The organism is Streptomyces sp. bgisy159 (assembly GCF_965341775.1).
Taxonomy (GTDB): domain Bacteria; phylum Actinomycetota; class Actinomycetes; order Streptomycetales; family Streptomycetaceae; genus Streptomyces.
Genome location: NZ_CBDQZH010000055.1, coordinates 15828 through 40622, shown reverse-complemented (window position 1 = coordinate 40622; position 24795 = coordinate 15828). Strand labels below are relative to the sequence as shown.

The window sequence follows — 24795 nt, the reverse complement described above, 5'->3', positions numbered from 1 at the left end:
GGCCAGACCGACCGTCACAGCAACTGCGGCTGCAGTATTAGTGCAACCATTCCGGCAAGGCCTCTGTCTCAGCCAATAACACAACCCTTCGCACTGTCGGGGGACGAAATGAAAATGAACCGAACACGTTGGGTGACGTTGGTGCTGATGAGCGCCGCGTTGACGGTCCCCGCCGTTCCCGCCCAGGCCACCCCCGCCCCCTCCGCCGTCGCGCAATCCGCTTGCCCGACCGGCTGGGGCAGCTTCGAAAAAATTCGCAGCGCGAGTACAACGGCATCGGTGAAGAACGTCAGGACCGGCCGCCACGCCTGCTTCGACCGGATGGTCATCGACGTTCCCGGCGCGGGCGCCGGCACCGGCTACCGCGTGAGGTACGTCAGTCAACTCCATCAGGACGGCTCGGGCCGTGTCATCCCTGTCGCCGGCGCAGCCGTCATCGAGGTGCGGGCCATGGCACCCTCATACCACCCCGACACCGGCGCCCCCACCTACCCGGCGCGGCCCGGTCTCCCCCTGCCCGGAGTGGACCTCACCGGCTACCGGACCTTCCGCGACGCCCGCTTCGGCGGAAGCTTCGAAGGAGATACTCAGATCGGGCTGGGCGTACGCGCCCGGCTGCCCTTCCGGGTGCTGGTACTCACCGACCGCGTGGTGGTGGACGTCGCACACTCATGGACCGGCCGTTGACACCGCCGCCGCCCCCGCATTCCGGTGGCCGGCCGACGGAGCCGGCCAATCCCGTCGACCTCCGCATCCGGAAACCCTGATGTTGTCCGGCCGGTGCGGCTCCTCCGGCCGTACCGGCCCCTCACCGGCAGCAGCCGCCCGGCTCGGCAGCACCGGCCAACCCGAAAGCAAGCCGGCTCGAGCGGGACCGGGAGAAGACCGGTGACCGTCGCTTACGCCGCCGCCATGACCGTTGGCCCGCAGGGGACCATCCCCGAAACAGGCCGCTGGAGGGTCCATCCCCCGCGGGCGCACGGAGCGGTCTGCACGGGTCCGAGAAGGGAAGTCACCGCAGGAACGCCAGGTCAGAGAGTCTGTACACGGAAGGACACGCGGATGGACTTGATGAGGTGGGCGGTGCCCTGGTGGAGGAACAGGGCGGTGAACCCGATCAGGTGCGTCGAGAGGACGGCCTTCATGCGCGGGACGTGAACCTCCACCCCGTCGGCCCCCACGATGTCGCACAGGCCGGCTGCGAGCAGGTCGTGGGCGAGGGCGATCTCGGTGACTCCAGAAGCGCAGGCGGTGGCCGGTGTGAGGCAGACGCCGCGGGCCTTGAGGTCGATGGAGACCTCACCGGCGGCCAGGTTCGGGCTGACCATGGGGAAGGCGAGAGGTGATACCGCGTCCGGTCCGCGCTGCTGGAGACGCTGGTTTCTTTACTCCGAGCCTCTCCTCGAGCATCAGGGCGAACTCGGCGAGGGCGACGGGGTCCATCTCCGGTCGGCCCGGCGTCGCGTCCGGGGTGATGTCGTCCCTCCATGGTGAGGGGTGCGTTCCTGTGCGTCACGCAGTGGAACCAGGTGCAGAGGCTCGCCGTGACCGGTCCCGCAGGGCGATGGCTTCGGCGACCTCTTGAATGGCGCCGCGGAGAAGGTCACCGTAGGGATCCTGGGGAAGGCTGGGGGCATGCGTCCTGGCTGCGTTGATGTGTTCGGTGGCGGCTTCGAAGGAGCCGAGTCGGCGGTAGTTGTCAGCGAGGTTGAGGTGCAGGGAGGGGTAGAAGCCGGCGATGTGGAGGCCGGCGTGGTGCTCCTGTACGCGCTGGTCGGTCACGGCGTCGGCCGCGTCCAGAGCCCGGACGTCCCAGGCGAGAGCCTGAGCTGGATCATCGTAGAGATCTGCCAGCCAGTGGGCGAGCGAGCAGCGGTGCAGCGGGTCGCCGGTGGCACCGATCACGGACCATAGGCTCAGCAGCTTCTGGCGGGCGGAGGTGGTGTCACCGGCTCGTCCCTCGGCGATGGCCTGGCCGATGGCTTGCATGGTCGGGTCGGGGCCGGCGGGTGCGGTGGTCATGAGCTGTTCCCTCATCGTCTTTCTCAGGCGGGGTGGTCGGGCTTGATGGGCATGGCGAGGGTGGTGAGATCCCCGCGGTCGGCGGAGCGAATCGTGACCGGCTGGTCGTGTCCTCGCAGGTCGAGCAGTACGTCGGGGCCGATCGCGGTGCTCACGGCGGGATAGAGCGTGGTCAGCTCGAACCAGATCTGGAGGGCCTGGCCCGTAGCGGTGGCCGGTACCGAGATGCCGGGGTGTTCGTCGTCCGCTGACACGACGTTCACTCCGTGGTCGGCGATGTGCAGCGCGATGCGCTCGCCGGGGTGTTCTTCCAGGGCTCGCAGGAGCAGTTCCTTCGGGACCGTTGCGCGGGTGGTGACCTCGCCCAGTGACGCGAGCATCAGCCGATAGTCGGGGAACTCCTCGGGCAGCAACCGGCAGTGCCGGTCCTCCCGGTCGGCCACGCGGAACCAGATCCCGTGCGAGACCGCTTCCAGTCGCACCAGCGGACTGCGGCGCATCCTGGCGACCGCAGCGCGCAGTTCGTCGCCGTTGACCGTGCCGGCCCACGTCTGCCCCGGTGGTTCAGCCGGCACCAGGGTCCGAGTGGAGAGCCGGTATCGGTCCGTCGCGGTCAGGGTGACCGCCTCACTGTTCGCCTCGATGCGCAGACCGGCGAGTGCAGGCATCCCGGGCTCATGTGCGGTCGCGGTCAGGACCTGCTCGGCTGCATCCGCCAGCACGGGCCCCTTCACCGCCGCAATGGGAAGACCTGGCGCATCGCCGAGCGTGGACTTGATGACAGCAGCCTTCCGCAGCACGACTGCCGCATCCTCGACAACCTTCGCGACATGCTCGTCGAGCAGCCGGGATACCTCGTCGGCCCCGGAACCAAGTGCAGCCTCGACGGCAACCAGTGGCATGGCGAGCTCGCGGAGCCGACGCAGCGTGTTCGCCCGCGCCACCTGGTCGGCGCTGTAGTAGCGGTAGCCCGAGACCGGGTCGACTTCGGCAGGTGGCAGCAGCCCGGAGTCGGCATAGAACCGCAATGCGCTGGAGGTCAGCCCGCTGAGTCGGGCGAAGGCCCCGATCGGCATCAGCTCATCATTCGGCACCGCGTCATCATCGACCTTCAACCGACTCGAAGGTCAACACCGACAAGCACATCGGCGCGGCCCGGCGGCGCCCGCCGGGCCGGGCCGGGCCCCCGTATCGCCCGCGAGGGCATCGAGCCCAGCGAACGATTGGGCCGCCGCGGGTGGGTGCCCGAGCGGACGATCTCGTGGCTGTCCGGCTACCCCCGACTCAACCCCCGCCACGAACGCCATGCCCGCAACTGGCTGGCCCTTCTCGGCCTCGACGCAGCTCTGTGCTGCTACAGGCGGCTGGTCCGCCTCACCGTGCAGGACACAGTCCTGGGCTGCGCATCCCCCACCACCAGTGGTGACTGTCGGGGCCGGGGATCAGGCTGTCCAACGACAGTCCGCCGAGGCGGCTATCAGCAACAGCACATGCCCCATGCCACCCCGGCCTGCGCAGCCCAACGACTGAACTCACGCTCGCCGCGTGATCAACGAACCGTGTCCCCCGACCATCGCAGGGAGGCCCAGGTCAGTTCTTCACGACACCTATTCTCGGTGCGGGCTCGTACTGGTAGGTCAGGCCGAGGTTCCTCTTCACGGCCGTGCCCCAGGAACCGTCGCTGACCATCTTCTCGAGGGCCTCGTTTATCTTCTCCACAGTGGCGGTGTCGCCCTTCTTCACACCGATGCCGTAGTTCTCGTTGCTCAGCTTCAGACCAAGCAGCACGAACTGGTCCTCGTACTGCTTCTGCGCGGCGAACCCGGCCAGGATCGAGTCGTCCGTGGTCACCGCGTCGACCGCGCCGCTCTGCAGACCTGCGAGGCACTCCGAGTAGGAGCTGTACTCACTCAGCTCGGCCTCCGGTGCGATCTCCTTCTTGACGTTCTTCGCTGAGGTGGAGCCGGCCACCGAGCACAGCTTCCCGCCGTTGAGATCACTGCCGTCCTCGATGCCGGAGCTGGACTTGACCAGCAGGTCCTGGTGAGCCAGCAGGTACGGTCCGGCGAAGTCGACCTTCCGCCTGCGCTCCTCGGTGATCGAATACGTGGCGGCGACGAACTTCACGTCGCCGCTGGAGAGCGCGTTCTCGCGGTCCGCGCTCTTGGTCTCGACGAACTCGATCCGGCTGGGGTCGTAGCCGAGCTCCTTGGCCACATAGGTCGCCACGTCGACGTCGAAGCCCGAGAACTTGCCGTCAGGCTCCTGCAGGCCCAGACCCGGCTGGTCGAACTTGATGCCGATTCTGATCGTCTCACCGGCGTGGGACCCCGACCCGGTGCCCTGAGCGCTTTCACTGCCACAGGCCGTCGCGGTCACGGAGAGGGACAGCACGACCGCCGCCGCGGCAGGAACTCTGTGGGGTCTCATGGTGAACATCCTTCGTGTGATCCGTGTGATGCCGCGGTGCGGGTCGCGTACGGCGCCCCGAGCAGGACGAGGCTCAGTGATGCGAGAATCTCGACACGAGGCAGCCGGTGCGGTCGCCGCGCGAGCCACCTGGTTCGTCGCGGGTCGTGTGACCTCGGACGTCGCCCGCGGTCACGTGGCTCGGGACTGCACGGCACTCATTCCCGACCATGCCTGGCATGGCGATCCCCGACTGCCTGGCCAGCCGTACTCCGGTCATCGCCGCGACTCCGTCCTCCTCGGCTGCGGAGGACAGTAGGGAGGTGAGACGACAGGCGTCATCACATCTGAGCCGAACTTGAGGATCACAATTACGCAGATGCGACGTACTCCGCAGTAGGTACGCAGGCACCCGGTATCGGTCCTACGCAAGCAAGCAGGCTCAGCACTTACCTCAAGCGAATGGTCCCTGGGCGGTCGTGCCGTCGACCGGGCGCCGTCAGGCAGGCTGCGGGGGAAGACGGCCGCGGGAGCGGGAGAGGCACCGGCCCGTCGATGTCGCCTCTCACGGTGCTGTCCAGTGCTAGGTGGCGGTGCCGTTGACATCCATGGTCATGCGGGCCACATGGAGTGCGAGGTAGGAGATCTCGTCCTCGCTCAGCTGCTGTCCCAGACGCAGTTCGACGATCGTCGCCAGCTGCTGCGCGGTGCGGGTCGCGTCCGGGTAGTGCTGGCGGATGCCCTTGCCGATCGTGGACTCCTGGCCCTTGAGCTGGCGCTGCTGCTGGATCCGTACGAAGAGGTAGCGCACGTGGGTGATGAACCGGGCCGCGCTCATGGAGGCCTCGGAGACACCCAGGCCGTAGCGTTCCCGCACCACGGCGAGCATCTGCTGGATGACCCCGGTCATCGTGTACGTGAAGGACAGATCACCGGAGACGAAGCCCGCGTTGACCAGGTGCAGCGCGAGCGCCGTCGCCTCGGACGCGTCCAGTTTCGGGGTCAGGCGCTTGTTGAGGGCGCTCAGCAGGCGCTGCGCCTGGACGTACTCGGTGGCGTACAGGGTCTGGACCTCGGCGCGCAGCGGATACTCGATGGCGATGCCCCGCGCGGCCCGCTCCAGCGCGCCGGCGACGTGGTCGGCGACGGCGATGGCGAGGGTGGGGCGGGTGGACTCGCGCTCTTCGATGCCGACCTCGCCGAGAGCGGTCACGACGGCGTGGAGCACCTCCTCGCTGATGAGGGCGAGAGCCTCGGCCAAGTGGTCGGGGTCACGGCCGTCGGCCGGGACGAAGACCCGTTTGACCAGGGCGGCATCGACACGCTTGCCCTGGCTGGAGCTGAAGCCGATGCCGCGTCCGGTGAGGATAACCTCCTGGCCCTTCTCATCGCGGGCGAGGACCACATTGTTGTTGAGGACCCGCAGCACCTTCACCGCCGTCCCACCCTCCTGTTCGTTCCCCGTCCTGCCGACTCCCGGTCCGGCGCGCCCATCATGGTAAGGGGCATGGGCGCGCCGGACCGGCGGCGGGACGTCACCGCCGTACGGTCACCACCAGGTCACCGGTGGTGACGTCCTGCCCGGTGCGGGGCTCCACCGCGGCGAGGTCCGCGGTGTTCAGGACGGTCATGAGCGTGACGGTCGGGTGGTTGGCGGCGCGTACGGCGTCGAGGTCGACCTCGGCCAGGAGGTCACCGGCGCTGACCTGCCGGCCGGCCGTGACGTGCACGTCGAAGCCCTCGCCCTGCATCTGTACCGTGTCGATCCCGATGTGGATGAGGATCTCGACGCCGTCCGCGGTGCGGATGCCGAAGGCGTGGCCGGTCTCCGTGACAGTGATCAGCTCGCCGTCGACGGGGGCGACGACACGGCCGTCGGCCGGCTCGATACCCACGCCCTCGCCGAGCGCACGGGAGGAGAAGACCGGGTCCTCGACCTCGTCGAGGCCGACCACGCGGCCGGCGACCGGCGCACCGAGCGCGGTGCTGTTCGCGGCAGTGGTGGGAGTGCCGGCAGCGGCAGCGGTGGGTGCGCCGCCGGAAGCGGCGGGGGTGGCGGGGCCCGTGGCGTCGGCGCGGGCTTCCGTGGAGGCGGCGCCGACGGTGACCAGTTCGCGGTCGCCGACCGCTGCGGTCTCACCGTGAGTGGCGGTCTCACCGTGAGTGTCTGCGCCGGTGGCCTCACCGCGGGCGGTGGTGTCGGTGGCCTCACCATGGGCGGCGGCCTCGGCGGCGTCGCGCTCGGCGTTGGCCTGGGCGCGCTCCTCGGGAGTGCGGTAGTCGGAGAGGTAGACGAGCACCATCGCGGTGACGAAGGCCGCCGTGATCGCGATGAGGTAGACGCCCACCGGGGAGAAGACCGGGATGGTCAGCACGGAGGTGAAGGCGAACGCCTCGGTGTCCACGCCGCCCAGGACGCCCACGATCACACCGCCCACGAGGCAGCCGACGAGCATGCGCGGGTAAATCCGCTTGAAGCGCAGGTGGATGCCGTACAGCGAGGGCTCGGAGATGCCGCCGAGCAGGCCCGCGGCCAGGGCGCCGGTGGCGGTCTGGCGCATGATCGGCTCGCGGTGGCGGATCGAGAGCAGCAGCACGCCCGCGGTCGCGCCGAAGCACGCGAAGTTCCAGGCGCCCATCGGGCCCTGGATGAAGTCGTAGCCGATGGTGTTGATGTTCTGCAGCATGAGCGCGTTCAGCGGCCAGTGCAGGCCCAGCGGCACCAGGAACGGGTACAGCAGCGGGATGAAGATCGCGAAGACGATCGGGGCGTTGTCGTTCAGCCAGGCCAGGCCCTCACCGATGCCGTTGCCGGCCCAGACTCCCAGGGGGCCGATGAGGAAGGCGGTCACCGGGATCATGATCAGCATGCTGAAGAACGGCACGAAGACCAGCTGCAGGTTCTCCGGGAACACGCGCTGCAGACCCTTGTAGACCAGGGCGAGCAGGGCGACCATCAGCAGCGGTACGAACACCTGGCCGCCGTAGTCGTTGAGCTGGAGCGGCAGGCCGAAGACGTCCGCCACGCACTGCTGGGTGCCCAGGGTGGAGTTGGTGGAGCAGGTGACGCCCGGGATGCCGGAATCGGGGTTGAGCATCCCCGTGAAGTTCGGGGTCATCACCGCGGCCATCACCGTGGCGCCCACCCATGGGTCGATCTGCAGCTTCTTGGCCGCGTTGTAGGCGACCATGACCGGCAGGAAGTACAGCACCGAACGCCACATCGCGTCGACGAACACCCAGGTGGCCGACTTGTCCTCGGCGCGGAAGTCGACCACGCCCAGGGCGTCCAGGACCGAGGCGATCGCGATGATCAGCGAGGCGCCCAGCAGCACGCCGAGCAGCGGGCGGAACGAGTCGGAGAGGTACTCGAAGAAGTTGTCGAGCCAGGCGAAGCGGCCTCTGCCCTTGGCGCGGACCGCGGCCTTGACCTCCGCGTCGGACTTCGGGCGCGCCGCGCCGGAGCGGCTCATCGACGGCAAGTTGATGATCTTGGAGTGGACGTTCGCGACGGCGCCGCCGATCACGATCTGGAAGCGGTCTCCGGACTGCGGCACCGTGCCCATGACGCCGTCGAGGGCGTCGAGCGCGGCTTGGTCGACCTTGCTGCCGTCATGGAGCTGGAAGCGCAGCCGCGTCGCGCAGTGCGTGAGGCTCTCGATGTTCTCTGCTCCACCGACGCCACGGAGGATCTCCTCCGCCAGCCCGTCGGTCCCCGGTGCGGGTGTGTTCATGATGCGTCCCTGCATCCCTTGTTCCTGCCGTCCCTGCGTAGGTCCGCGATCTCTCCCGCTCGGATTCGGGCAACAAAAAAGGCCCGGGTCGCGCACACGGCGCCACCCAGGCCTTGCCTCTCCTCAAGCGGTACTCCGCCGTGTGCGTCGCGATGCGACGACGGTGGCGTCCTCGGAGAGTAACAATCCTGCGATCGAGATCGATCGGGCCACACTGTAGCACCAGACAGGGCAGGGGTGGGCCGGGGCAGGACGCGCTGCTCTGTCGCACTCCCCGCTCACCCCTCACCACCCCACGCACGACCGTCAGCTCGGCGACGCGGGACACGGTCGGGCATGCCGTCCCGCCCTGCCCGACGAAGCCGCACAGGACAGGAGCCGCGTCCGTCACTCGCTCGGTGACCGGCTCACCAGCACGCGGCACCTCCCGACCTGGCCGGACAGGAGGTGCCCCCGCTACGTGCGGTGTCAGGCCCGCGTGCGGCGGCGCAGGAACACGATGCCCACTGCCCCGGCTCCGGCCAGGAGGAAGGCGCCGGCCGCCGCGGCGATCGCGGGCGTTCCGCCGCTTCCGGTCTTCGCCAGTTGCGAGCTCGCCCCGGACGTGCCCGAGGTCGCGGACGGGACCTCGGTCGAGGCGGACGGCGAGGCGGAGGGGATCAGGGTGGCGGAGGCGGTCGGGGTCGGGGAGACGGTCACGGTCGGAGTCGGGGTGCCGTCGGGGGAACCGGCGGAACCGGCCGCGAGCACCGCCAAGGTCGCTTGCTGTCCGCAGAAGGTCGTGCCGGTGAACGGTATCGGCCCCTGGTTGACGAACGCACACGGCTGCAACGTGGTCTTCCCGATGGGCGTGTCCTTGCGGTAGGTCACCCGGACCTCGACGACCGTGTGGCTGTGCGCGTCGAGGGAGGCGTCCTTGCCGATCAGGTTGAACCCGTACACGTCGCCCTCGGCGTTCGAGGTGACCGGCGTGAGGGTCTTCCAGGTCCCGGAGCGCAGCACCTGAACGGAGGCGTACCTGTTGGTGATCAGCGTTTCCGTGACGTTCTCATACCTGGAAGGGGTGGGGTTGGTCACCGTGGCCCGGAAGCTGACGGCGGGGCCGCCGGCGGTCACGGTGGCGGGAACACCGGACAGCCTGGTGCTGAGGCCGTCGACCTCGATGGTGTCGTCGTCGGTGCCGGTGGCGGCTCCGGCGGCGCCGTAGGAGACGAGCGTGGTCAGCTTGAGCTGCTGGGTACCGCCGTTGCTGTCGCCGTCGTGGGGGTGCCCATGGGTACCCCGATGCGCAGCTGCACGGTGCGGGACTGGCCCGCGGCGAGCGGAAAGGTCTCGGGCAGCTCGCCGGAGAACTGCTGGTCGGCGTACGTCAGCGGCACCGTCTTCCACGTGTCGCCACTGAGCCGGTACTGCAGGCTCACGGCGTTCGGCGGCAGGCCGGCTCCGCCGTCGATCCGGTAGATCAGCCGCGCGGAAGAGGTGTCGTGTGCGCCGGTGTTGGAGACCTTGGTGGTGAAGTCGACCGGCAGGCCGGCCAGTCCGACCTCCGCGGGTGCGGCGGTGGCGACCGTGAGGACCGGCCCCTGCGATTCCTCCGCGGAAGCGGTCGGCGCGAGGCTGAGGCCCGCGGCGGCCAGCAGCAGGGCCGTCCCCGCGACCGCGGCCGACGAACGAACCTTGCGTGCAAGCGTGTTCAACATTTCCCCCAGTGCGTGAGTTCGCGCGGTGTCGCCGCGCTCGGTGACGGCAGGCCGTGTGCCGTCGTCACGCCCTGTTGGACCGAACGTCTCGGCGGTCAGTTGTGCTCCTCTGTGTCACAGCTCTGTCACTGAAGCGATCAAGACGGCAAGAATCCGGCCGCGGAGACGCAGGAGGCCGGCCCAGCGAGGCGCCGGCGACTCACGACACCGGCGAGCACGCCTGCCCGGGTGGTCCAGGATGCGGTGGTCCCGGGCGATCAGAGCCTTCTGCACGAGGTGGATGTCCCCGTTACTCCCGCCGGAGCGAAGAGGGGACACGGGACGAAGCGACCATGACGGCTCGCTTCCTTTCGTCTCGTCGAGCACGGGTGGCGACGGGGGGCCGGGGGCGTGTCTCCCTCCTCTCGTCACCGAGGGAGCCGAGAATGGCGGGGCTCAGTCCGGTCGCGCCCCGAGCCGCTCGGTCAGGAAGGCGATGATCTCGTTCCGGGCCTGCACGGTGGGGTGACCGTCCTGGTCGACGAGATGGGCCGTGACGACGCTGTGGGCGCAGCCGACGACGTCTCGGAAGAAGGGCGGAGGGTTCGTCTGCGCGCACTCGCCTTCGAGCACCCGGCCGTCGAACGCGCTTCCGAGCAGTGCTCTGTACGCGGCGAACCGCTGACCAGTGCACCACCTGTCGTTGTCGAAGCGGTAGGCGAGAACCTTCAGTCCGTCCCGCGCCACGCGCTCGGCCACGGCGGCAGCGTCCTCGTCGCTGATCTCCAGGCCGCAGGGGTCGTCGAGCGGGAGCGACGGGTGATTGACCACCGGCGCTACGACAGCGGGTTCGAGCGCCATGGTCAGGGCGAAGTTGCCGCTGAAACACAGGCCGACCGCGCCGACGCCGGGCCCGCCGCGTTCGGCGTGTGCCAGGCGGGCGAGGCCGCGCAGCCATGTGACGACGGGGCTGGTGCCTCCCCCGGCGAAGGCGCGGAACTCGGCGCTGACACACGCGCGTCGAACGACGGTCTCGTAGGCCTCGGCGAGCGGATAGGCACCGTCGACACCGAAGAGTGAGGGCATGTACACGGTGAGTCCGGCGTCGCGCACCCAACGCGCGAACCGCGCGACGTCGGGGCTGATACCCGGCATCTCGGGCATGAGAATGACGGCCGGCCCCGACCCGGCGACGTAGACCGTCTTGTCGGCGCCCTCGACGCCGACGACTCTCCGCACGAAGTCGTCCAAGGGATCGTTCTGTCCTCGTGTCCTTGTCATGACCGAGATGTTGGTGAGTGACTGCCCTCCTGAGAAGTGGCGGCATCGCCATGGTTCCGGGCGATGCCGCCACCCGTCCACGACAGGGAAGGGTCCCATGAATCCGCTGCGCATCGGCGTGCTGGCCTACCCGGGCTGTTTCGCCTCGGAGGTATTCGGCGTCCCCGACCTCGTGGCGATAGCCACTCACGTCGCCGCGGCGCAGGGAGCGGTGCAGCCGAGCTACGAGACGTCGGTCATCTCGCCCCGGCGTCGTGTGGTCGCGTCCGGCGGCTCGGCCATCGGCGTTTCGGCGATTCGCCCGGTGGACGTCCTGATCGTGCCAGGCTTCGAGCTTTCGCCCGCACTCGATCTCGACGCGACGCTCGCGAACCTGAGACCGGAAGTGGAGTCCATCCGAGCCCAGGCAGCCTCGGGGACCGCTGTCGTGTCGATCTGCGTGGGGGCGTTCCTGGTCGCTGAAGCAGGACTGCTCGGCGGACGCGAGGCGACCACGTCCTGGTTGTTCGCGGATCGGTTCGCCCGCCGATATGCCGACGTACGGCTGCGCCCGGAGAGTCTGGTGGTGACCGACGCGGGGGTGACGACCACGGCCGCCTTCAGCGCCATGTACGACTTCGCGCTGCAGCTCATCCGCGAGCACGACGGCCCCGGCGTCGCCCGCCGTACCGCGCGCGTCGCGCTGGTCGACGACGCACGTTCCACTCAGACTCCCTACGTCGACTCGGGGCTGATGCCCACGGTGGGCAAGGACTTCTCGCTGAGCGTGAAGAGATGGCTCGACCAGAACCTCAGTACGCGCTATGACCTGTCCGTCCTGGCCCAGGAGTTCCATGTGAGCACGAGGACCATGCTCCGCCGCTTCGGCGACGAAGCCGGCCAGACGCCACTCGCGTATCTGCAGACGGCCCGGGTGCGTCGTGCCCGGCACCTGCTGGAGACCACCGCCAGAACCGTCGCAGCCATCGCTGCCGACGTCGGGTACCGCGACCCCGGGGCGTTCAGTGTCGTCTTCGTCAGGCACACCGGCCGACGGCCAGGGGAATACCGCGCACTGTTTCGTCGTCGGCGTGACCACCACGGGGCAGGCCGGCCATCGGAGGCGTGAGAACTGCCCGTGACCGCACCACGAGGCCGGCCTCCGGACGGAGTTCACCCGCTGGACGAACCGGGCTGGTCCGCGAGGTGGGCCCTCCGCGTGGAGCCGGCGCGGCGCGGCGATCGTGGTTGTCGTCAGGCGCCGGGCAGAGCTGCCCACGGCGTGGTCGGTCAGGGATACACAGCAGCGGTACGGACCGCGGTCGACGCCGCGGTCCGTACCGGAGGGCGGTGGACCGGATGCCGGGGGCCGGTCCGCCTCGTTCGCCGGCGTCAGCCGGTCTTGTTCAGTTGCGCGATGGCCTTGGCGAGGCCGTTCACCCAGAGCTGGTTGACCCGTGCGCGCTCGGTGGAGTTCGGGTACGGGTTGGTGCAGGACGGGCCGGGGCCGCCGCCCGACATCAGTTCGCTGCACGGGCCGCTGTAGTGGTCGGGGAGGCCCAGCACGTGACCGGTCTCGTGAGCGGTGACACGGGTCGAGTCGTACCGCCGGTTCTGTGCGTAGTCCAGGAAGATGTAGCCGCGGCCGTGGCCGTTGGTCGACGCGTACGATCCGCGTGGGTCGTTGCCCTCGTAGTAGGCGAAGTCCGCACTGCCGGAAGTCGCCTGGAGCTTGACGTTCGACACGGAGCTGTTCCAGATGGAGGCGGCGCTCGATATCTGGGAGCGGAAGCTCGGTGCCCGTGAGGCGTTGTAGTAGACGGTCACCACTTTCAGGGAGGGCCGGTAGGCCTGCCGCTTCGCCACCGATTTCAGAACGGCGTCCAGGAACGCCTTGTCGCCGGTGTCGGCGGCCGAGCCGACGTAGCCGGCGACGGAGCTGTGGTCCGGGGCCTCGGCGGTGGTCCGGGCACTCGCCGGGGAGGTGGTGCCGAGCGCGCCGGAGGCCAGGCCCAGACCGAGGGCGATGGCGAGCGTCAGAAGTCTCCTCGACCTCTTCGGCCTGTCGGGCATGAGGAACGAAGCCATGTGGGGGGCTCCTTGTCGTCCTGTGGGGTTGAACGATCGGTCGCCTCTGAGTTTCCGTCAGCCCAACGGGTCTGTGGATAATGCCAGTTGGAGATAGCGCCGTGCTATCGGTGAGCCGCTCGGACGGTGAGTTCGGCCCAGTGGTTCGACTCGACCGACTCCTCCGCATTCGCTGAAACTTGCACATCTGGTGTGCCGTTCCGTCTCGCCCTACGCTCCTTTCATGGAGCTGGAGGTGAGGCACCTGCGCATTCTCTGTGTCATCGCCGACACCGGCAGCCTGCACAAGGCGGCACGGCAACTCGGTGTTGCGCAGCCCTCGTTGAGCACGCAGTTGCAACGCATCGAGCATGCGCTGGGTGCTCAGCTCTTCATGCGCGCCCGGACCGGCTGTCTGCCCACCCCACTGGGACTCGCCGTACTGAGCCGCGCCAGGCCTCTGGTGGGGGAGTTCACGGCGATCGTCACCGAGGCCAGGGCGGCAGCGGCTCGCGCCGCCGCGGGGTGCCAGTTGCGCATCGGCGCCACCGCCAGCCGTGCCATTCCCGGCTGGCTGCGTCTGCTGCGGGCGCGGGCGCCGCGGATCGAAACCACCCTGCAGATGAACGTCTCTGCCAACATCCTGCTCGGCATGGTTGCCGCGGGGCTGCTCGACGTGGCCTTCGTGCACGAGGTCGAGGGCAGTCCGCTGCGCGTTCCTCCGGGGATCAGCCTGCGCGTTCTCGTCGAGCGCGAACCGCAGTTCGTCCTGCTCGCGGCGGACCACCCGGCGGCGGCCCGGCGGCAGGTTCTGCTCACCGACCTGGCCGACGACCGCTGGATGGTCGATTCGACGGTCGACGGGGAGTGGGATGCCCTGGGCCGGGCGCTGCGAGCGGCCGGCCTGGAGTCGGAGATGCTGCACGGCGACTACCTCACCGCGTACTCGCTGGCTGCCAGCGGCGAGGTGGTCACGGTGGTCCAGCCCACCGCGCATCCCCGTCCCGACCTCGCGATCCGTCCTCTGGAGGGTGACCCGATCGGCGTACGCCTTGTCCTCGCGGCCCGTTCGGAGGCCGAACTGGACGACGTGTACCCCGAACTGGAGGAGTCCTACTGGTCGGTGGCCCACGCTGCCCCGGCCTACCGGGAGTGGCTGGAGCGAGCCCGTCGGCCCCTCCCACCGCTCGATGGCGCAGCCGAGCCCCCACTCTGCCGGCGCACACCGGGCTGTCCCGCCCAGACGTCCGCGCGTCCGGCGGCTCCCAGCGCCTGCTGTTGAGCCGGCGGACCGGGATCTGACGTCATTTCCCGGCCATGGCGGAGAACTTGCAGATCAGCTCACCGCAGTGCGTCCCGCCATCCGCCCGACATCCCGCCCAAGTCCAGGGCCCCGGCCGACACACTGAGCAGGGCCGCGGAGCCCGGGTCCGCCACGGGTTCGCCCACCTGACCTGCTCCCAGCGATCTTCACCGGTGACGCATACGTCTGCCGGAACTGGTGCCCGGCCGCGCGGCGACGCTTGAACCACTCCTCAGGGACCTGACGAGGCGGCGTGAGGACTCAGTTCCGCCCATCGAGTGGCGCCGTTCTCGTGCGCCGAGGTGCCATGGCGGCTCGCGAGGGCGGCAACGATGTACATACCGCGGCCGTGTTCCTCCATCGGATCGGTCCGCGGCGACTGCCGGAGCCGCGGACCGCCGTCCGTCACTTCGATCCGGAGCATGCAGGGAGCACAGCGGATCCGGAGAACCGCCGGCGGGCGGGCATGCGTGACAGCATTGGTGACCAGCTCGGAGATGACGAGCAGGGCGTCCTCGCACATCGAGGACGGCACGTGCAAGCGCGCGAGGAAGGCTTGCGCGAGGTGGCGTACCCGGCTCACGTCTTCGGACCCCATGCCCCTGAGATCGAGATGACCGTCCACCGCTTCGCGGCTGCCAAGCCCCGTTTCGAGCACCTGAAACGGCCCTGGCGGTTCGGTGAGTGCCTCAGTAGTCATGGCAGCCTCGCGTCTTTCGCGGATGCGGCGAGCAATACGCCGGGCTTACTGGTAATAACCAGATATGACCAGCTTGCGGAGCGGGCTGTGGCTTGTCAAGAGGGTCCGGCCTGCATCTTTTGAGCCGTGTGCTCGGGAATCAGCGGTCGGTGCGTCGGTTCGCCGCCCGGAAGGCTCGACGATGCTCCTTCTGGAATTGCTCCAGGGCGTCGCCGTCGAGCTCCCAGGGCCACCCGGTGGCGACCGCGGAGATCGCCTCGAAGACCGGCCATGCCTCGCGCGGACGCGTGGCCCGCATCAGGACGTAGGCGAGAAGGTTGAGGTCGGCGAGTGCGGCCGCGTGGGTGAGAAAGCCAGGCTGTGGCCAGGTCTCGACGGCCTGGTCGACGAGCGCGAGCTCCTCCCGTCGGATCCAGTGCCGGTGCGCGGTCAGCGCCGGAATTCCGCCTGCCGCCAGGACCCGGCGGTACCGGTCGAGGGAGGAGGTGAGGGCGAAGGCCGACACGGGGCTCCCCGAAGGCGCGACGGAAGCGAAGGAGTCGAGGAACTGCAAGGTCAGGGCATTGGAGCCGCATTCCTCCGGAGAGACGTAGCGCAGCATCTGCCGGTGCGCTTCCCGATTCCACCGGTCACGGGCCCGGATGGCCTCCCACACCGGCTGCACAGCCCTCACGGGGGCTCGCTGCAGCCGCTGGCAGCTGAGCAGGGCGATCCAGGGGGCGGGGTCCTCGGGCGCGAGTTCCGCAGCGCGCCGACACAGGCTCACGGTGCCTTCGATGTCGAGGGCCGCCCCCATGGCGCGGGAGCGGTGGATGTCGGCGAACACCTGAAGGAGCAGGGCGTCGGCGTTGGTGCGGTCCCGTTCTCGCCACTGGCGGGCGAGCACGGTGGCCTCGGGAACGGCGCTGAGCACGAGCAGGCGGTGCATGCGCCGGTCCCAGTCGCGGCCGGGGTCGCGCAGAGCCTGTTCGATGGGGTAGGTCAGGGCGCCGCGTTCGTTCGCCTCGGCCAGATTGTTGCCCTGGGCGGCGATCTGGGCCTCGAGGTGTGTCAAGGTGCGGGCGAGCAGGCTGTCGTCCAATGCCGGGCGCAGTCGGCGAGGTGGTCGTTGATGTCGTCGGGGCCACATGGCCACCTGGTCCTTCCGTCCGTCTGGTCGGTGATGCGGCAGCGAGGCGGAGCCGGCCGCTGCCACGCCGCGGAGACCCGGCTGGCTGTGCACGGGCCTGGGGCGCCCCACAAGGCTCAGTCCATCCGGGCTGCCGAGGCGGGGTGCCCATGGCTGTCTCGGGGTGATCGGCCGCGCCGGAAAACCCGGCGTCGGCGCCCAGCCGGGAGATCCCGCGGCTGGTGCGAGCCGGCGCGCCGGTCGTTGTGACGGGCTTCGGCGGACATACGGCCGGGCGCGGTCCGGTCGCTGTCATGTCGCCCCGCCCGGGCGATGCGTCGGTGATCGCGCGGGCAGGCCGAACGGACCGGAGTCCGGCCGAGGTCCGGTCCGGGTACGCAGGGACCGACGGCCCGCACGCGCAGGACTCGGTGAGTGCCGTCGCCGCACGACTGTGGCGACGACCGCATCCTGTGCGTTCGGGGAGGGCGTTCCGAGCGCAGGGTTTCCTCGGCGATGCCGTGGCCGTCGCGGCGCGCTGCACCGGTCGCGGCGCGCTGCATTGGCCGTGGTACCGCCGAGGCCGACGGCGATTCCCGTGGGCGGGAGGCGTCCTCAGTACCTTTGGCCGACGGGTTTGTGACGTGCGACGCAGCGGTGGTACGCCGCGTGTTCCAGTCGTGATGCGGCGAGTTCGTCCACCACGACGGTGACGTGGGGGTGCAGTTGGAGGACCGAGGCGGGGCAGGCCGCCGTCACCGGGCCTTCCACGGCGGCCGCCACCGCGCGGGCCTTGTGCGGGCCGGTGGCGATCAGCACCAGGTGGGCCGCCTCACCGATCGTGGCGAGCCCTTGGGTGATGACGTGGCGGGGGACGTCGTCGATACCTCCGAAGAAACGTACGTTCTCCCGGCGGGTGGCGTCGGTGAGAGTCTTGAGCCGGGTGCGGGAGGCCAGCGAGGAGCCCGGCTCGTTGAAGCCGATGCGGCCGTTCACTCCGATGTCCAGCAACTGCAGGCCCACCGGCCCGGTCTCGTTCAGGTGCCGCTCGAAGCGACGCGCTTCCGCGGTGGGGTCGGTCGCCGTGCCGGCGGGGAAGTGGAGCCGGGCCGGGTCGAGGTCGACATGATCGGCCAGCTCGCGCCGTACCACCTGTGCCGGTGTGTGCGGATGCGCGGCCGGGAGCCCGACGTACTCGTCGAGCAGGAAGGCGTCGACGCCGCTGAAGGTGAGGTTCTCGCGGCGGTGGCGGCGGGCCAGGTCGCGGTAGACCTGAAGGAGCGAGGAGCCGGTGGCCAGTCCGAGAGTGGTCACACCGTCGGCCAGCGACTGCTGGAGGATGCCGGCGGCCGTGCGGCCGACCGCATCGGTGTCGGGGCGGATCACCACCTCCATCTCACACTACCTCCCGGTCGTAGGCGGCCTTGCCGGGTGCGTCGCTCCTCTCCCCGACGGGGGGCGGGGTGGTGTGGAGGGCGGCATAAGTCGCTTCGGTCGAGAGCTCTGCGCTCTGCACGCCGATGCCGCGGACGAGGTCGGGTGGCTGGGCGGCTTCCTCGGCGAGGGAGGCCGTCGGCGCCGTGATCCGCATCCGTGTGCCGGTGAGGCGGGGGGCCCTGACGCGTGCCCGCCGACGGTGGGCCGAGGGGTACGGCTCGACGGTGCCGGACTCCCCCATCGCCAGGGAGCGGCCGGCGGCGGCTCGCGGCTCTTCCTCGGGGGGCAGGACGGCCGGCGGCGTCACACGGACCACGGGTACGGATGCCGATGCGGGGCCGACGCCGCAGCCGGTCATCGTGGCGAAGCCAGGGCTCACGCGTCGGACTCCTTGCCCAGCAGGTCGGCCAGTTCGTCGAGAACGGCCTCGGCGTGTTCGCCCTGCGCGGTCAGGATGACCTGGTCGCCGTGGCCGACGGCGAGCGACAGGACGCCCAGCATGCTGCCGGCGGCCACCGGGCGTTTGCCTTCGACGGCGATCGTGACCGGCAGAGGTGCCTGCGCGGCGGCCTGGACGAAGGTCGCGGCGGGCCGCGCGTGCAGGCCGCTGCGGAAGCCGATGGAGACGACGCGCTGCGCCATGGACGGGTTCCTTTCGAAGGGGACGGGGTGTGCGTTTCCGGTCAGGCCGCGGGCTGGGGCCGGCGGTCTCGGTCGGTTTCCGGGGTGTCCTGGTTGTCGTCCTCGCGCCCGGGGGTGCGCAGGTTCCAGCGGCGGATGACGAAGCGGAACAGCACGTAGTAGACGACGGCGTAGGCCAGGCCGATGGGGATCAGCAACAGTGGGTGGGTGGCCTTGCCCCAGTTGAGGACGTAGTCGATGAGTCCCGAGGAGAAGGTGAACCCGTGGTGGATGCCGAGGGCGTTGACGAGGGCGAGGGACGTTCCCGTCAGCACGGCGTGGACCAGGTACAGGGGCCATGCGACGAAGAGGAAGGCGAACTCGATCGGCTCGGTGATGCCGGTGAGGAAGCTGGTAAGTCCCGCTGAGAGCATGATTCCGCCGACGGCCTTGCGGTGTTCGGGGCGGGCCTCGCGCCAGATGGCCAGGGCGGCGGCGGGAAGGGCGAACATCATGATCGGGAAGAATCCGGTCATGAAGATGCCTGCCTCGGGGTCGCCGGCGAAGAACCGGTTGAGGTCGCCGTGGGCGCCCTGGTAGTCGCCGATGATGAACCACACGACGGAGTTGAGGATGTGGTGCAGGCCGAGCGGGATGAGCAGTTTGTTCGCCGTTCCGTAGATGCCGCCGCCGACGACGCTGTTCGCGTCGACGGCCTCGCCGACCCAGGTGAGGCCACTGTTGAACAGGGGGTAGATCAGGCTCATCAGGACCCCGACCACCAGGGCGGTGACGGCGGTCAGGATGGGAACGAGTCGACGGCCGCTGAAGAAGCCGAGATAGGGCGGGAGCGCGGTGCGGTAGAAGCGTTGCCAGAGCATCGCCGCGAGCAGACCGATGACGATGCCACCGAGGACGCCGAAGTTGACGACGGCCTGCTCGCCCGCGAGGTCCTGCTTCCCCTTCAGGACGACCGGGGACATCGCCGCGAAGACGCCGTCGAGGACGAGGTAGCCGACCACCGCGGCCAGTGCTGTGGAGCCGTCCGCCTTCTTGGCGAAGCCGATCGCGATGCCCACGGCGAAGATCAGCGGCAGGTGCGTGAAGAGGGCTCCGCCGGCGGCGGAGATCACGTGGGCGGTGTCCTGCAGGGCGGAGAACCTGCCCAGGACATCGTCCTGCCCCAGCCGGAGCAGCAGGCCCGCGGCGGGGAGCGTGGCGATCGGCAGCATCAGGCTGCGGCCGAGTTTCTGCAGGCCGGCCAGGCCCGGGCGGCGGCCTGCGGATGTGGACGTGTCGGTGCTCATGACGAACCTCGAGGAGTGAGCGGATGGCGGGGCGCGGGAGAGCCGGCGGGAACGCAGCGCGAAGTGGCCGAGCAAGCCGAACCCACTGGTATTGTCTGGTAGTAACCAGTTGCGTTGCCCCACAGGATGACCCTGGAGTCAGGACCTGTCAATGGTCCGGAGCGGCGGAACTCCCCCCGGACGCCGGCACCCGATCCATCGCTCGCGAACCCCGGGCGGCGCCGCTACGGAACAGCGAGTCCCCGCATGCTGCATACTGGTAGTAACCAGCTAGGGGCGCGACGGCGCCTCCCGGGAATCGAGAGTGGGGTCGCAGTGACTGCACAGCAGATCGCCGGCAAGGGCATGCTGACCAAACACGCACAACTGCGGGCGATCCTCGTCGACATGTGCACCAACCAGCTCTCGCCCGGCGATGCACTGCCCAGCGAGCGGCAGTTGTGCGTCGACCACGGGGTCAGCCGGGTGACGGTGCGGGAGGCCCTGAGCCAGCTCGTGGCGGAAGGCCTGGCCGTACGGGTGCACGGGCGCGGCACCTTCGTAGCCGAACGCACCCACCGCTCGGAGCTGGGCCTGGCCTCCTTCCACGAGGACATGCGCCGACTCGGCCTGGAACCGGGCACCGTGGTCCTCTCCGTCAGCCAGGAGCCCCCCACATCGGCCGCCGCCGAAGCCCTGGGGATGACCGAGGAGCGGCAAGCCTGGCACGTTCGCCGCCTGCGGCTGGCCGACGGAACGCCCATCTCGGTCGAGGACGCCTGGTACGACGCACAGCTCCTGCCCGATCTGGACTCGGTCGACTTCACGGCGTCGGTCTACGACACTCTCGCCTCCCGCTTCGCAATGCCCGTCGACCGAGCTGAGCAGACCGTCGGGGCAGGGCCCGCCTCGACGGAGACGGCGGCACTGCTGGGCATCCCCAGGGGCACTGCCGTCATGACGTTCGACCGCATCGCCTTCAGCGGCAAGCAGCCCGTCGAGCACGCGCGCTCATGGTTCCGCGCCGACCGCTACCAGTTGCACATGACCCTGTCCGACAACTGATCCTCCGCATCCCACCCCAGGCCGGACACCCCTTTCGCCCTCCGCGGCACGAACGCCCCGCTCGGCAAGGACCTCCTCAGGCACGGCGACGCGCCTCGAGGGCCGGCCGGACCGGGCGCAGGCTCGCCGTCCGCCGAGCGCCACCCCCGCGGTCGACGCCGGTCAAGATCTCATTCGCCGGACACGCCGGCGCCCGCCGCGCGGCAGGCTCCGTCGGCGCGACAAGAACACAGGAAGCGTGCGGGACGGCGCCGGCCCGTGCCGCACTCGACCGTCGGCGTCCATCTCCCGGCCCCGCCCGGACCCGCATGTTTGACATGCACATGCCCTAGTTGCCCACCAAGCCCTCACCCGCTATCTTCTGGTCCCTACTGGTACTTACCAGTTCTGCTTGCGGCGGTCGATGGACGCCGTTCGGCACGCTCATCCATGAGGGGCACAGACATGTCCAAGAAAGCGCGGTTGATCGTCGAGGGGCTCGGCGGCACCGGGAACATAGCCGAGATCGAGGCCTGCATCACCAGGCTGCGAACCGAGGTGCGCGACACGGAGGCCGTCGACGTCGACGCTCTCAGGAAGGCGGGGGCTCTCGGCGTGCTCGTCTCGGCCGGTGTCGTACAGGTCGTCGTGGGCCCGGAGGCGGACTCGCTGGCCGAGGACATCAAGGAGCTGCTGTGAGTCTTGAGGTCCACGCCCCGTTGTCCGGGACCCTCGCGGCGCTGGGCAACGTCCCGGACCCGGTCTTCGCCGCTCAGATGGTGGGTTCGGGAATGGCGGTGGAGCCTGCCGACGCCCGGCGGCCCGTCGATGTCGCGGCTCCTGTCAGCGGCCAGGTCACCGTGGTGCGCCCGCACGCGTTCGTCATCGTGGCCGAAGGCGGGGCGGCTGTCCTGGTACACCTGGGCATCGACACCGTCCGGCTGAACGGAGAAGGATTCCGCACGCACGTCAGCGAAGGAGAACGGGTCGAGGTCGGCCGGCACGTGATCACGTTCGACCCTCACGCGGTTCGCGCGCGGGGTCTGTCCGCCATCTGTCCCGTCGTCGTCCTGGACAGCGCACCGGGATCGGCGCAGGCGCCGTCGGCCGGCGGACCGATACGTGCCGGGGCCCTGATGTTCAGCTGGGCGGCGTCGTGACGGCCGCTCGCCGCGGCACCCCCGGCCGGCCGGGTGCGCACGGTTCCGGCACCGCAGATCGGTGCGAGGCAGTCCTGCTGGACCTGGACGGAACCCTCGTCCTCAGTGAAGGGGTCCACCGCCTTGCCTGGCAGGCGTTCTTCGACAGCTGGGGCGTCACGGTGAACGACTCCGACTACGAGCGGCACTACATGGGGCGGCGGCCCGGAGACGTCATCGCCGCCGTTCCCGGGCCCTGGACCGGCACCGACGTCGCAGCCGTGCTCTCCGCCATGACGGCCTTCACCCTGGAACACGCCGACGGCATCGAGGCCGTACCGGGCGCTGCCGCACTCATCCAGCAGCTACGCGTGAAGTACCCGGTGGCCGTCATCACCAGCGCCGGCGCCCCGTGGGCGCAGCATCTCCTCGACAAGGTCCTCGGCGTACGGCACCTCGTCGACGTGGTCGTCACCTCCGAGGACACCACCGCGGGCAAACCCTCCCCGGAGGGCTATCTGAAGGCGTGCGCGGCCCTGCGCGCCCGGCCCGAGCACTGCCTGGCCTTCGAGGACTCGCCCTCCGGCGTCCATGCCCTGGTCGCTGCCGGAGTACGGGACATCGTCGGCGTCACCACCACCGCCGCCGCGACCGACCTCACCTCCGCCGGAGCGCGCTGGACCGTCCCCGACCTCACCTCCGCCCGCGTGCGCGGCGTCCGCGGCGCCCTTCGAGCACGCCATGCGGCAGGACGAAGCAACGACGAGGAGAACCGAGCATGAACAGACTCGACGTGGCCGTGATCGGCGCCGGATTCATCGCCCGTACGCACATACCGGCCTGGATCGCACTCGGCGCACGCATCCGAGTCTTCTCCACCGACGGGCAAGCCGCCCCGCTCGCCGAGGAGTTCGGCCTCACCGAAGCCGCCTCGCTCGAAGAAGCCCTGGGCTGGGCGGCGATCGTCGACATCTGCACGCCCACCACCACCCACCACGACATCGCCCTCGCCGCATTCTCGGCGGGAGCGCACGTCCTGTGCGAGAAGCCACTCGCCCTGACGCCGCAGAACGCCCAGCGCATGGCCGACGCCGCCCACCGGGCGGGCCGACTGCTCTACCCCGGTCATGTGGTGCGGTTCTTCCCCGCGTACGTCCGCCTCCGTGACGCCGTCACGTCCGGCGCCCTCGGGCGAGTGGCCGTCGCCCGCTTCACACGCGCCGGCCGCTATCCCACCTGGAGCGAATGGTTCGCCGACCCTGCCCTTTCCGGCGGTATCGTCACCGACCAGATGCTCCACGACATCGACATTGCCCGCTGGCTCTTCGGTGAAGTCACCCGCGTCCACGCCACCCAGCGCGGCAACCCCACCGCCCCCGACGGCCCCGTGGCAACCGGAAGCGCCACCCTCACCCACGATTCGGGCGTGATCTCCCAGGTCCTGGGCGTCTGGGGTCCGCCGGCCACCCCGTTCCGCTACACCTTCCACGTCGCGGGCACGCACGGCACCCTCACCCATGATTCCCTCGCCCACCCCTCGCTGCGTGTGAGCGGAAGCCCCGCCGCACAGGGCGACGGTGTTCCGACCGGTGGCTTCGGTGAGGACCCGTTCGCCATGCAGATCAGCGAGTTCGCGGCCGCGTTCCAGGGTGGCGCACCCCCTCGGGTCAGCGCGCACGACGGCGTCGCAGCCGTCCGCATCTCCGCAGCGGCGCGACGATCCGCCGCCACCGGTCGGGCCGTCGCGGTCGACGACACCCACTCGCATCCCCTCACGGAGGAGAACCACCGATGAAGGTCGCCGTCCTGTCCTTCGCCCATGTCCACGCAGCGACCTACGTGCGACTGCTGCACGAGCGCCCGGACATCGAGCTCGTCACCGCCGACCCCGACGCCGACCCCGCGGACCCCACCCGCGGCCAGGCCCTCGCCGACGAACTGGGCGTCTCCTACCGCTCCAGCTATGAAGCAGCCCTCGCCGAACAGCCCCGCGCCGTCATCATCACCAGCGAGAACACCCGCCACCGGCACCTCGTCGAACAGGCGGCCGCCGCGGGAGCCCACATTCTGTGCGAAAAACCGCTGGCCACCACCGAACCGGACGCCCTGGCCATGATCGAAGCCTGCGAGTCCGCCCGCGTCAGTCTCATGACCGCCTACCCCGTACGCTTCCACCCCGCCTTCACCTCCCTGCGGCGCAACCTCGCGGACGGCTCGCTCGGCCGGCTCCTGAGTGTCCACGGCGTCAACAACTCCTCGCCGCCGGCGCTGGAGCGCTCCTGGTTCACCGACCCCGCACTCTCCGGGGGCGGCGCCGTCATGGACCACACGGTTCACGTCGCGGACCTCCTCGACGTCCTCCTCGACGGCGAACAGCCGGACCATGTCCACGCCGTGGCCAACACCCACCTCTCCCCCGCATCCGATGAGCCGGCGGGAGGCGTCGAGACCGCCGGCCTGATCACACTGACCTATCCCCGAGGCCTGGTCGCCACCATCGACTGCAGTTGGAGCCATCCCGCCACCCACCCCACCTGGGGCGGCCTCACCCTCACCTGCGTCACCGAAGCCGCCCTGGCCGAGTTCGACGCCTTCCCGCCCCTTCTCACCGGCTACGACGCCCTTCACGCCACACCCCGCTGGGAACCCGCCGCCACCGACCTCAACGCCGCCATGCTCAACCACTTCCTCACCGCCGCCCGCACCGGCCGACGCCCCCACCCCGACGGACACGCAGGACTACGCACCCTTCGCGTGGTCCTCGCCGCCTACCGATCCCTCATCACCGGACAACCCGCCGCCGTCGCGGCGGCCTGACCGTCCCACGGACACGCCGACGTTCGCTGACTGCCCCGGCACACGCGGGTGCTGACCGCCACGCCCCAGGCAGGCGCGCCACGTTCCGGTCGTCCTCGCCGAACATCTACCGAGGCCGTCACCCGCGTGCGGCGGCGTCCTCCCTCCGGCGGCGCCACCGATCCGACAT

24 protein-coding genes and 2 pseudogenes are annotated in these 24795 nt (G+C 69.8%); 10 read left to right on the top strand and 16 right to left on the bottom strand.

The features are described from left to right. The first annotated feature begins 108 nt into the window (after positions 1-108). On the top strand, positions 109-687 hold the full coding sequence (locus ACSLTV_RS32605) for an AMIN-like domain-containing (lipo)protein (RefSeq protein ID WP_432139654.1): 579 nt from the start codon (positions 109-111) through the stop codon (positions 685-687). Positions 688-1031: 344 nt separating this feature from the next. Here ACSLTV_RS32605 and ACSLTV_RS32600 read toward each other — a convergent pair. The 3 genes and pseudogenes from ACSLTV_RS32600 to ACSLTV_RS32590 form a co-directional block, all read right to left on the bottom strand. After that, positions 1032-1361 (bottom strand): annotated as a pseudogene (locus ACSLTV_RS32600) (beta-ketoacyl synthase N-terminal-like domain-containing protein); the annotation flags it as partial. 151 nt (positions 1362-1512) lie between these two features. Then, entirely contained in the window at positions 1513-2022 is a 510-nt protein-coding gene (locus tag ACSLTV_RS32595) for a hypothetical protein (RefSeq protein WP_435613422.1), read from the bottom strand. A gap of 23 nt (positions 2023-2045) precedes the next feature. Beyond that, entirely contained in the window at positions 2046-3116 is a 1071-nt protein-coding gene (locus ACSLTV_RS32590) for a MerR family transcriptional regulator (protein WP_432139655.1), read from the bottom strand. Positions 3117-3203: 87 nt separating this feature from the next. Here ACSLTV_RS32590 and ACSLTV_RS32585 point away from each other — a divergent pair. Then, positions 3204-3401: pseudogene (locus tag ACSLTV_RS32585) on the top strand (IS5/IS1182 family transposase); the annotation flags it as partial. Between the two features lie 211 nt (positions 3402-3612). Here ACSLTV_RS32585 and ACSLTV_RS32580 read toward each other — a convergent pair. From ACSLTV_RS32580 to ACSLTV_RS32555, 6 genes are all read right to left on the bottom strand, one after another. Beyond that, a complete protein-coding gene (locus tag ACSLTV_RS32580; protein ID WP_432139652.1) occupies positions 3613-4452 on the bottom strand; it encodes a glutamate ABC transporter substrate-binding protein in 840 nt (279 codons plus the stop codon). A gap of 562 nt (positions 4453-5014) precedes the next feature. Continuing rightward, the gene (locus tag ACSLTV_RS32575; protein ID WP_432139651.1) at positions 5015-5866 is read right to left on the bottom strand and encodes a PRD domain-containing protein; all 852 of its coding nucleotides are present in this window, start codon (positions 5864-5866) and stop codon (positions 5015-5017) included. Positions 5867-5966: 100 nt separating this feature from the next. Further along, entirely contained in the window at positions 5967-8165 is a 2199-nt protein-coding gene (locus ACSLTV_RS32570) for a glucose PTS transporter subunit IIA (protein ID WP_432139650.1), read from the bottom strand. Positions 8166-8633: 468 nt separating this feature from the next. Next, positions 8634-9281 carry a hypothetical protein gene (locus ACSLTV_RS32565; protein ID WP_435613421.1) on the bottom strand — a complete coding sequence of 216 codons (648 nt, stop codon included), beginning with the start codon at positions 9279-9281 and terminating at the stop codon, positions 8634-8636. Between the two features lie 104 nt (positions 9282-9385). After that, positions 9386-9865: a hypothetical protein gene (locus tag ACSLTV_RS32560; protein WP_435613420.1), complete on the bottom strand. Its 480-nt coding sequence runs from the start codon at positions 9863-9865 to the stop codon at positions 9386-9388. Between the two features lie 435 nt (positions 9866-10300). Further along, on the bottom strand, positions 10301-11125 hold the full coding sequence (locus tag ACSLTV_RS32555; protein ID WP_435613419.1) for a dienelactone hydrolase family protein: 825 nt from the start codon (positions 11123-11125) through the stop codon (positions 10301-10303). 97 nt (positions 11126-11222) lie between these two features. Here ACSLTV_RS32555 and ACSLTV_RS32550 point away from each other — a divergent pair, with 97 nt between their 5' ends. After that, positions 11223-12233, top strand: coding sequence for a GlxA family transcriptional regulator (locus ACSLTV_RS32550; protein ID WP_435613418.1), 1011 nt, complete (start codon positions 11223-11225; stop codon positions 12231-12233). 263 nt (positions 12234-12496) lie between these two features. Here ACSLTV_RS32550 and snpA read toward each other — a convergent pair whose 3' ends face one another. Continuing rightward, the gene (gene snpA / locus ACSLTV_RS32545; protein WP_435613417.1) at positions 12497-13192 is read right to left on the bottom strand and encodes a snapalysin; all 696 of its coding nucleotides are present in this window, start codon (positions 13190-13192) and stop codon (positions 12497-12499) included. A gap of 223 nt (positions 13193-13415) precedes the next feature. On the opposite strand from snpA, the gene ACSLTV_RS32540 reads away from it, so the two are divergent. Further along, on the top strand, positions 13416-14453 hold the full coding sequence (locus tag ACSLTV_RS32540; RefSeq protein ID WP_432139645.1) for a LysR family transcriptional regulator: 1038 nt from the start codon (positions 13416-13418) through the stop codon (positions 14451-14453). A gap of 253 nt (positions 14454-14706) precedes the next feature. On the opposite strand, the gene ACSLTV_RS32535 is transcribed toward ACSLTV_RS32540, so the two are convergent. The 6 genes from ACSLTV_RS32535 to ACSLTV_RS32510 all read right to left on the bottom strand — a co-directional run bounded on the left by ACSLTV_RS32535 (position 14707) and on the right by ACSLTV_RS32510 (position 19647). Beyond that, a complete protein-coding gene (locus ACSLTV_RS32535) occupies positions 14707-15174 on the bottom strand; it encodes an ATP-binding protein (protein ID WP_432139644.1) in 468 nt (155 codons plus the stop codon). 139 nt (positions 15175-15313) lie between these two features. Beyond that, positions 15314-16228: a hypothetical protein gene (locus tag ACSLTV_RS32530; protein WP_432139643.1), complete on the bottom strand. Its 915-nt coding sequence runs from the start codon at positions 16226-16228 to the stop codon at positions 15314-15316. A 669-nt stretch (positions 16229-16897) separates the two neighbouring features. Continuing rightward, positions 16898-17677: a glucosamine-6-phosphate deaminase gene (locus ACSLTV_RS32525; protein WP_432139642.1), complete on the bottom strand. Its 780-nt coding sequence runs from the start codon at positions 17675-17677 to the stop codon at positions 16898-16900. A 1-nt stretch (position 17678) separates the two neighbouring features. Beyond that, complete coding sequence (locus ACSLTV_RS32520; protein WP_432139641.1) at positions 17679-18098, bottom strand: hypothetical protein; 420 nt, start codon at positions 18096-18098, stop codon at positions 17679-17681. Then, positions 18095-18361, bottom strand: a complete 267-nt coding sequence (locus ACSLTV_RS32515; RefSeq protein WP_435613416.1) for an HPr family phosphocarrier protein — start codon at positions 18359-18361, stop codon at positions 18095-18097. The genes ACSLTV_RS32520 and ACSLTV_RS32515 overlap by 4 nt, the downstream gene beginning before the upstream one ends. A gap of 41 nt (positions 18362-18402) precedes the next feature. Beyond that, positions 18403-19647 carry a PTS transporter subunit EIIC gene (locus ACSLTV_RS32510; protein WP_435613415.1) on the bottom strand — a complete coding sequence of 415 codons (1245 nt, stop codon included), beginning with the start codon at positions 19645-19647 and terminating at the stop codon, positions 18403-18405. Positions 19648-19962: 315 nt separating this feature from the next. Between ACSLTV_RS32510 and ACSLTV_RS32505 the strand changes: the two genes are divergently transcribed. The 6 genes from ACSLTV_RS32505 to ACSLTV_RS32480 all read left to right on the top strand — a co-directional run bounded on the left by ACSLTV_RS32505 (position 19963) and on the right by ACSLTV_RS32480 (position 24626). Beyond that, positions 19963-20691 (top strand): GntR family transcriptional regulator, encoded by a 729-nt coding sequence (locus ACSLTV_RS32505; RefSeq protein WP_432139638.1) that lies wholly within the window; start codon positions 19963-19965, stop codon positions 20689-20691. Between the two features lie 429 nt (positions 20692-21120). Further along, a complete protein-coding gene (locus ACSLTV_RS32500; RefSeq protein ID WP_432139637.1) occupies positions 21121-21369 on the top strand; it encodes a glucose PTS transporter subunit EIIB in 249 nt (82 codons plus the stop codon). Then, complete coding sequence (locus ACSLTV_RS32495) at positions 21366-21830, top strand: PTS sugar transporter subunit IIA (protein ID WP_432139636.1); 465 nt, start codon at positions 21366-21368, stop codon at positions 21828-21830. Before ACSLTV_RS32500 ends, ACSLTV_RS32495 begins: the two co-directional genes overlap by 4 nt. After that, the gene (locus tag ACSLTV_RS32490) at positions 21827-22591 is read left to right on the top strand and encodes an HAD family hydrolase (protein ID WP_432139635.1); all 765 of its coding nucleotides are present in this window, start codon (positions 21827-21829) and stop codon (positions 22589-22591) included. The genes ACSLTV_RS32495 and ACSLTV_RS32490 overlap by 4 nt, the downstream gene beginning before the upstream one ends. Then, positions 22588-23604 carry a Gfo/Idh/MocA family protein gene (locus ACSLTV_RS32485; protein WP_435613414.1) on the top strand — a complete coding sequence of 339 codons (1017 nt, stop codon included), beginning with the start codon at positions 22588-22590 and terminating at the stop codon, positions 23602-23604. Before ACSLTV_RS32490 ends, ACSLTV_RS32485 begins: the two co-directional genes overlap by 4 nt. Next, complete coding sequence (locus ACSLTV_RS32480) at positions 23601-24626, top strand: Gfo/Idh/MocA family protein (protein WP_432139633.1); 1026 nt, start codon at positions 23601-23603, stop codon at positions 24624-24626. The genes ACSLTV_RS32485 and ACSLTV_RS32480 overlap by 4 nt, the downstream gene beginning before the upstream one ends. Positions 24627-24795 lie beyond the last annotated feature (169 nt).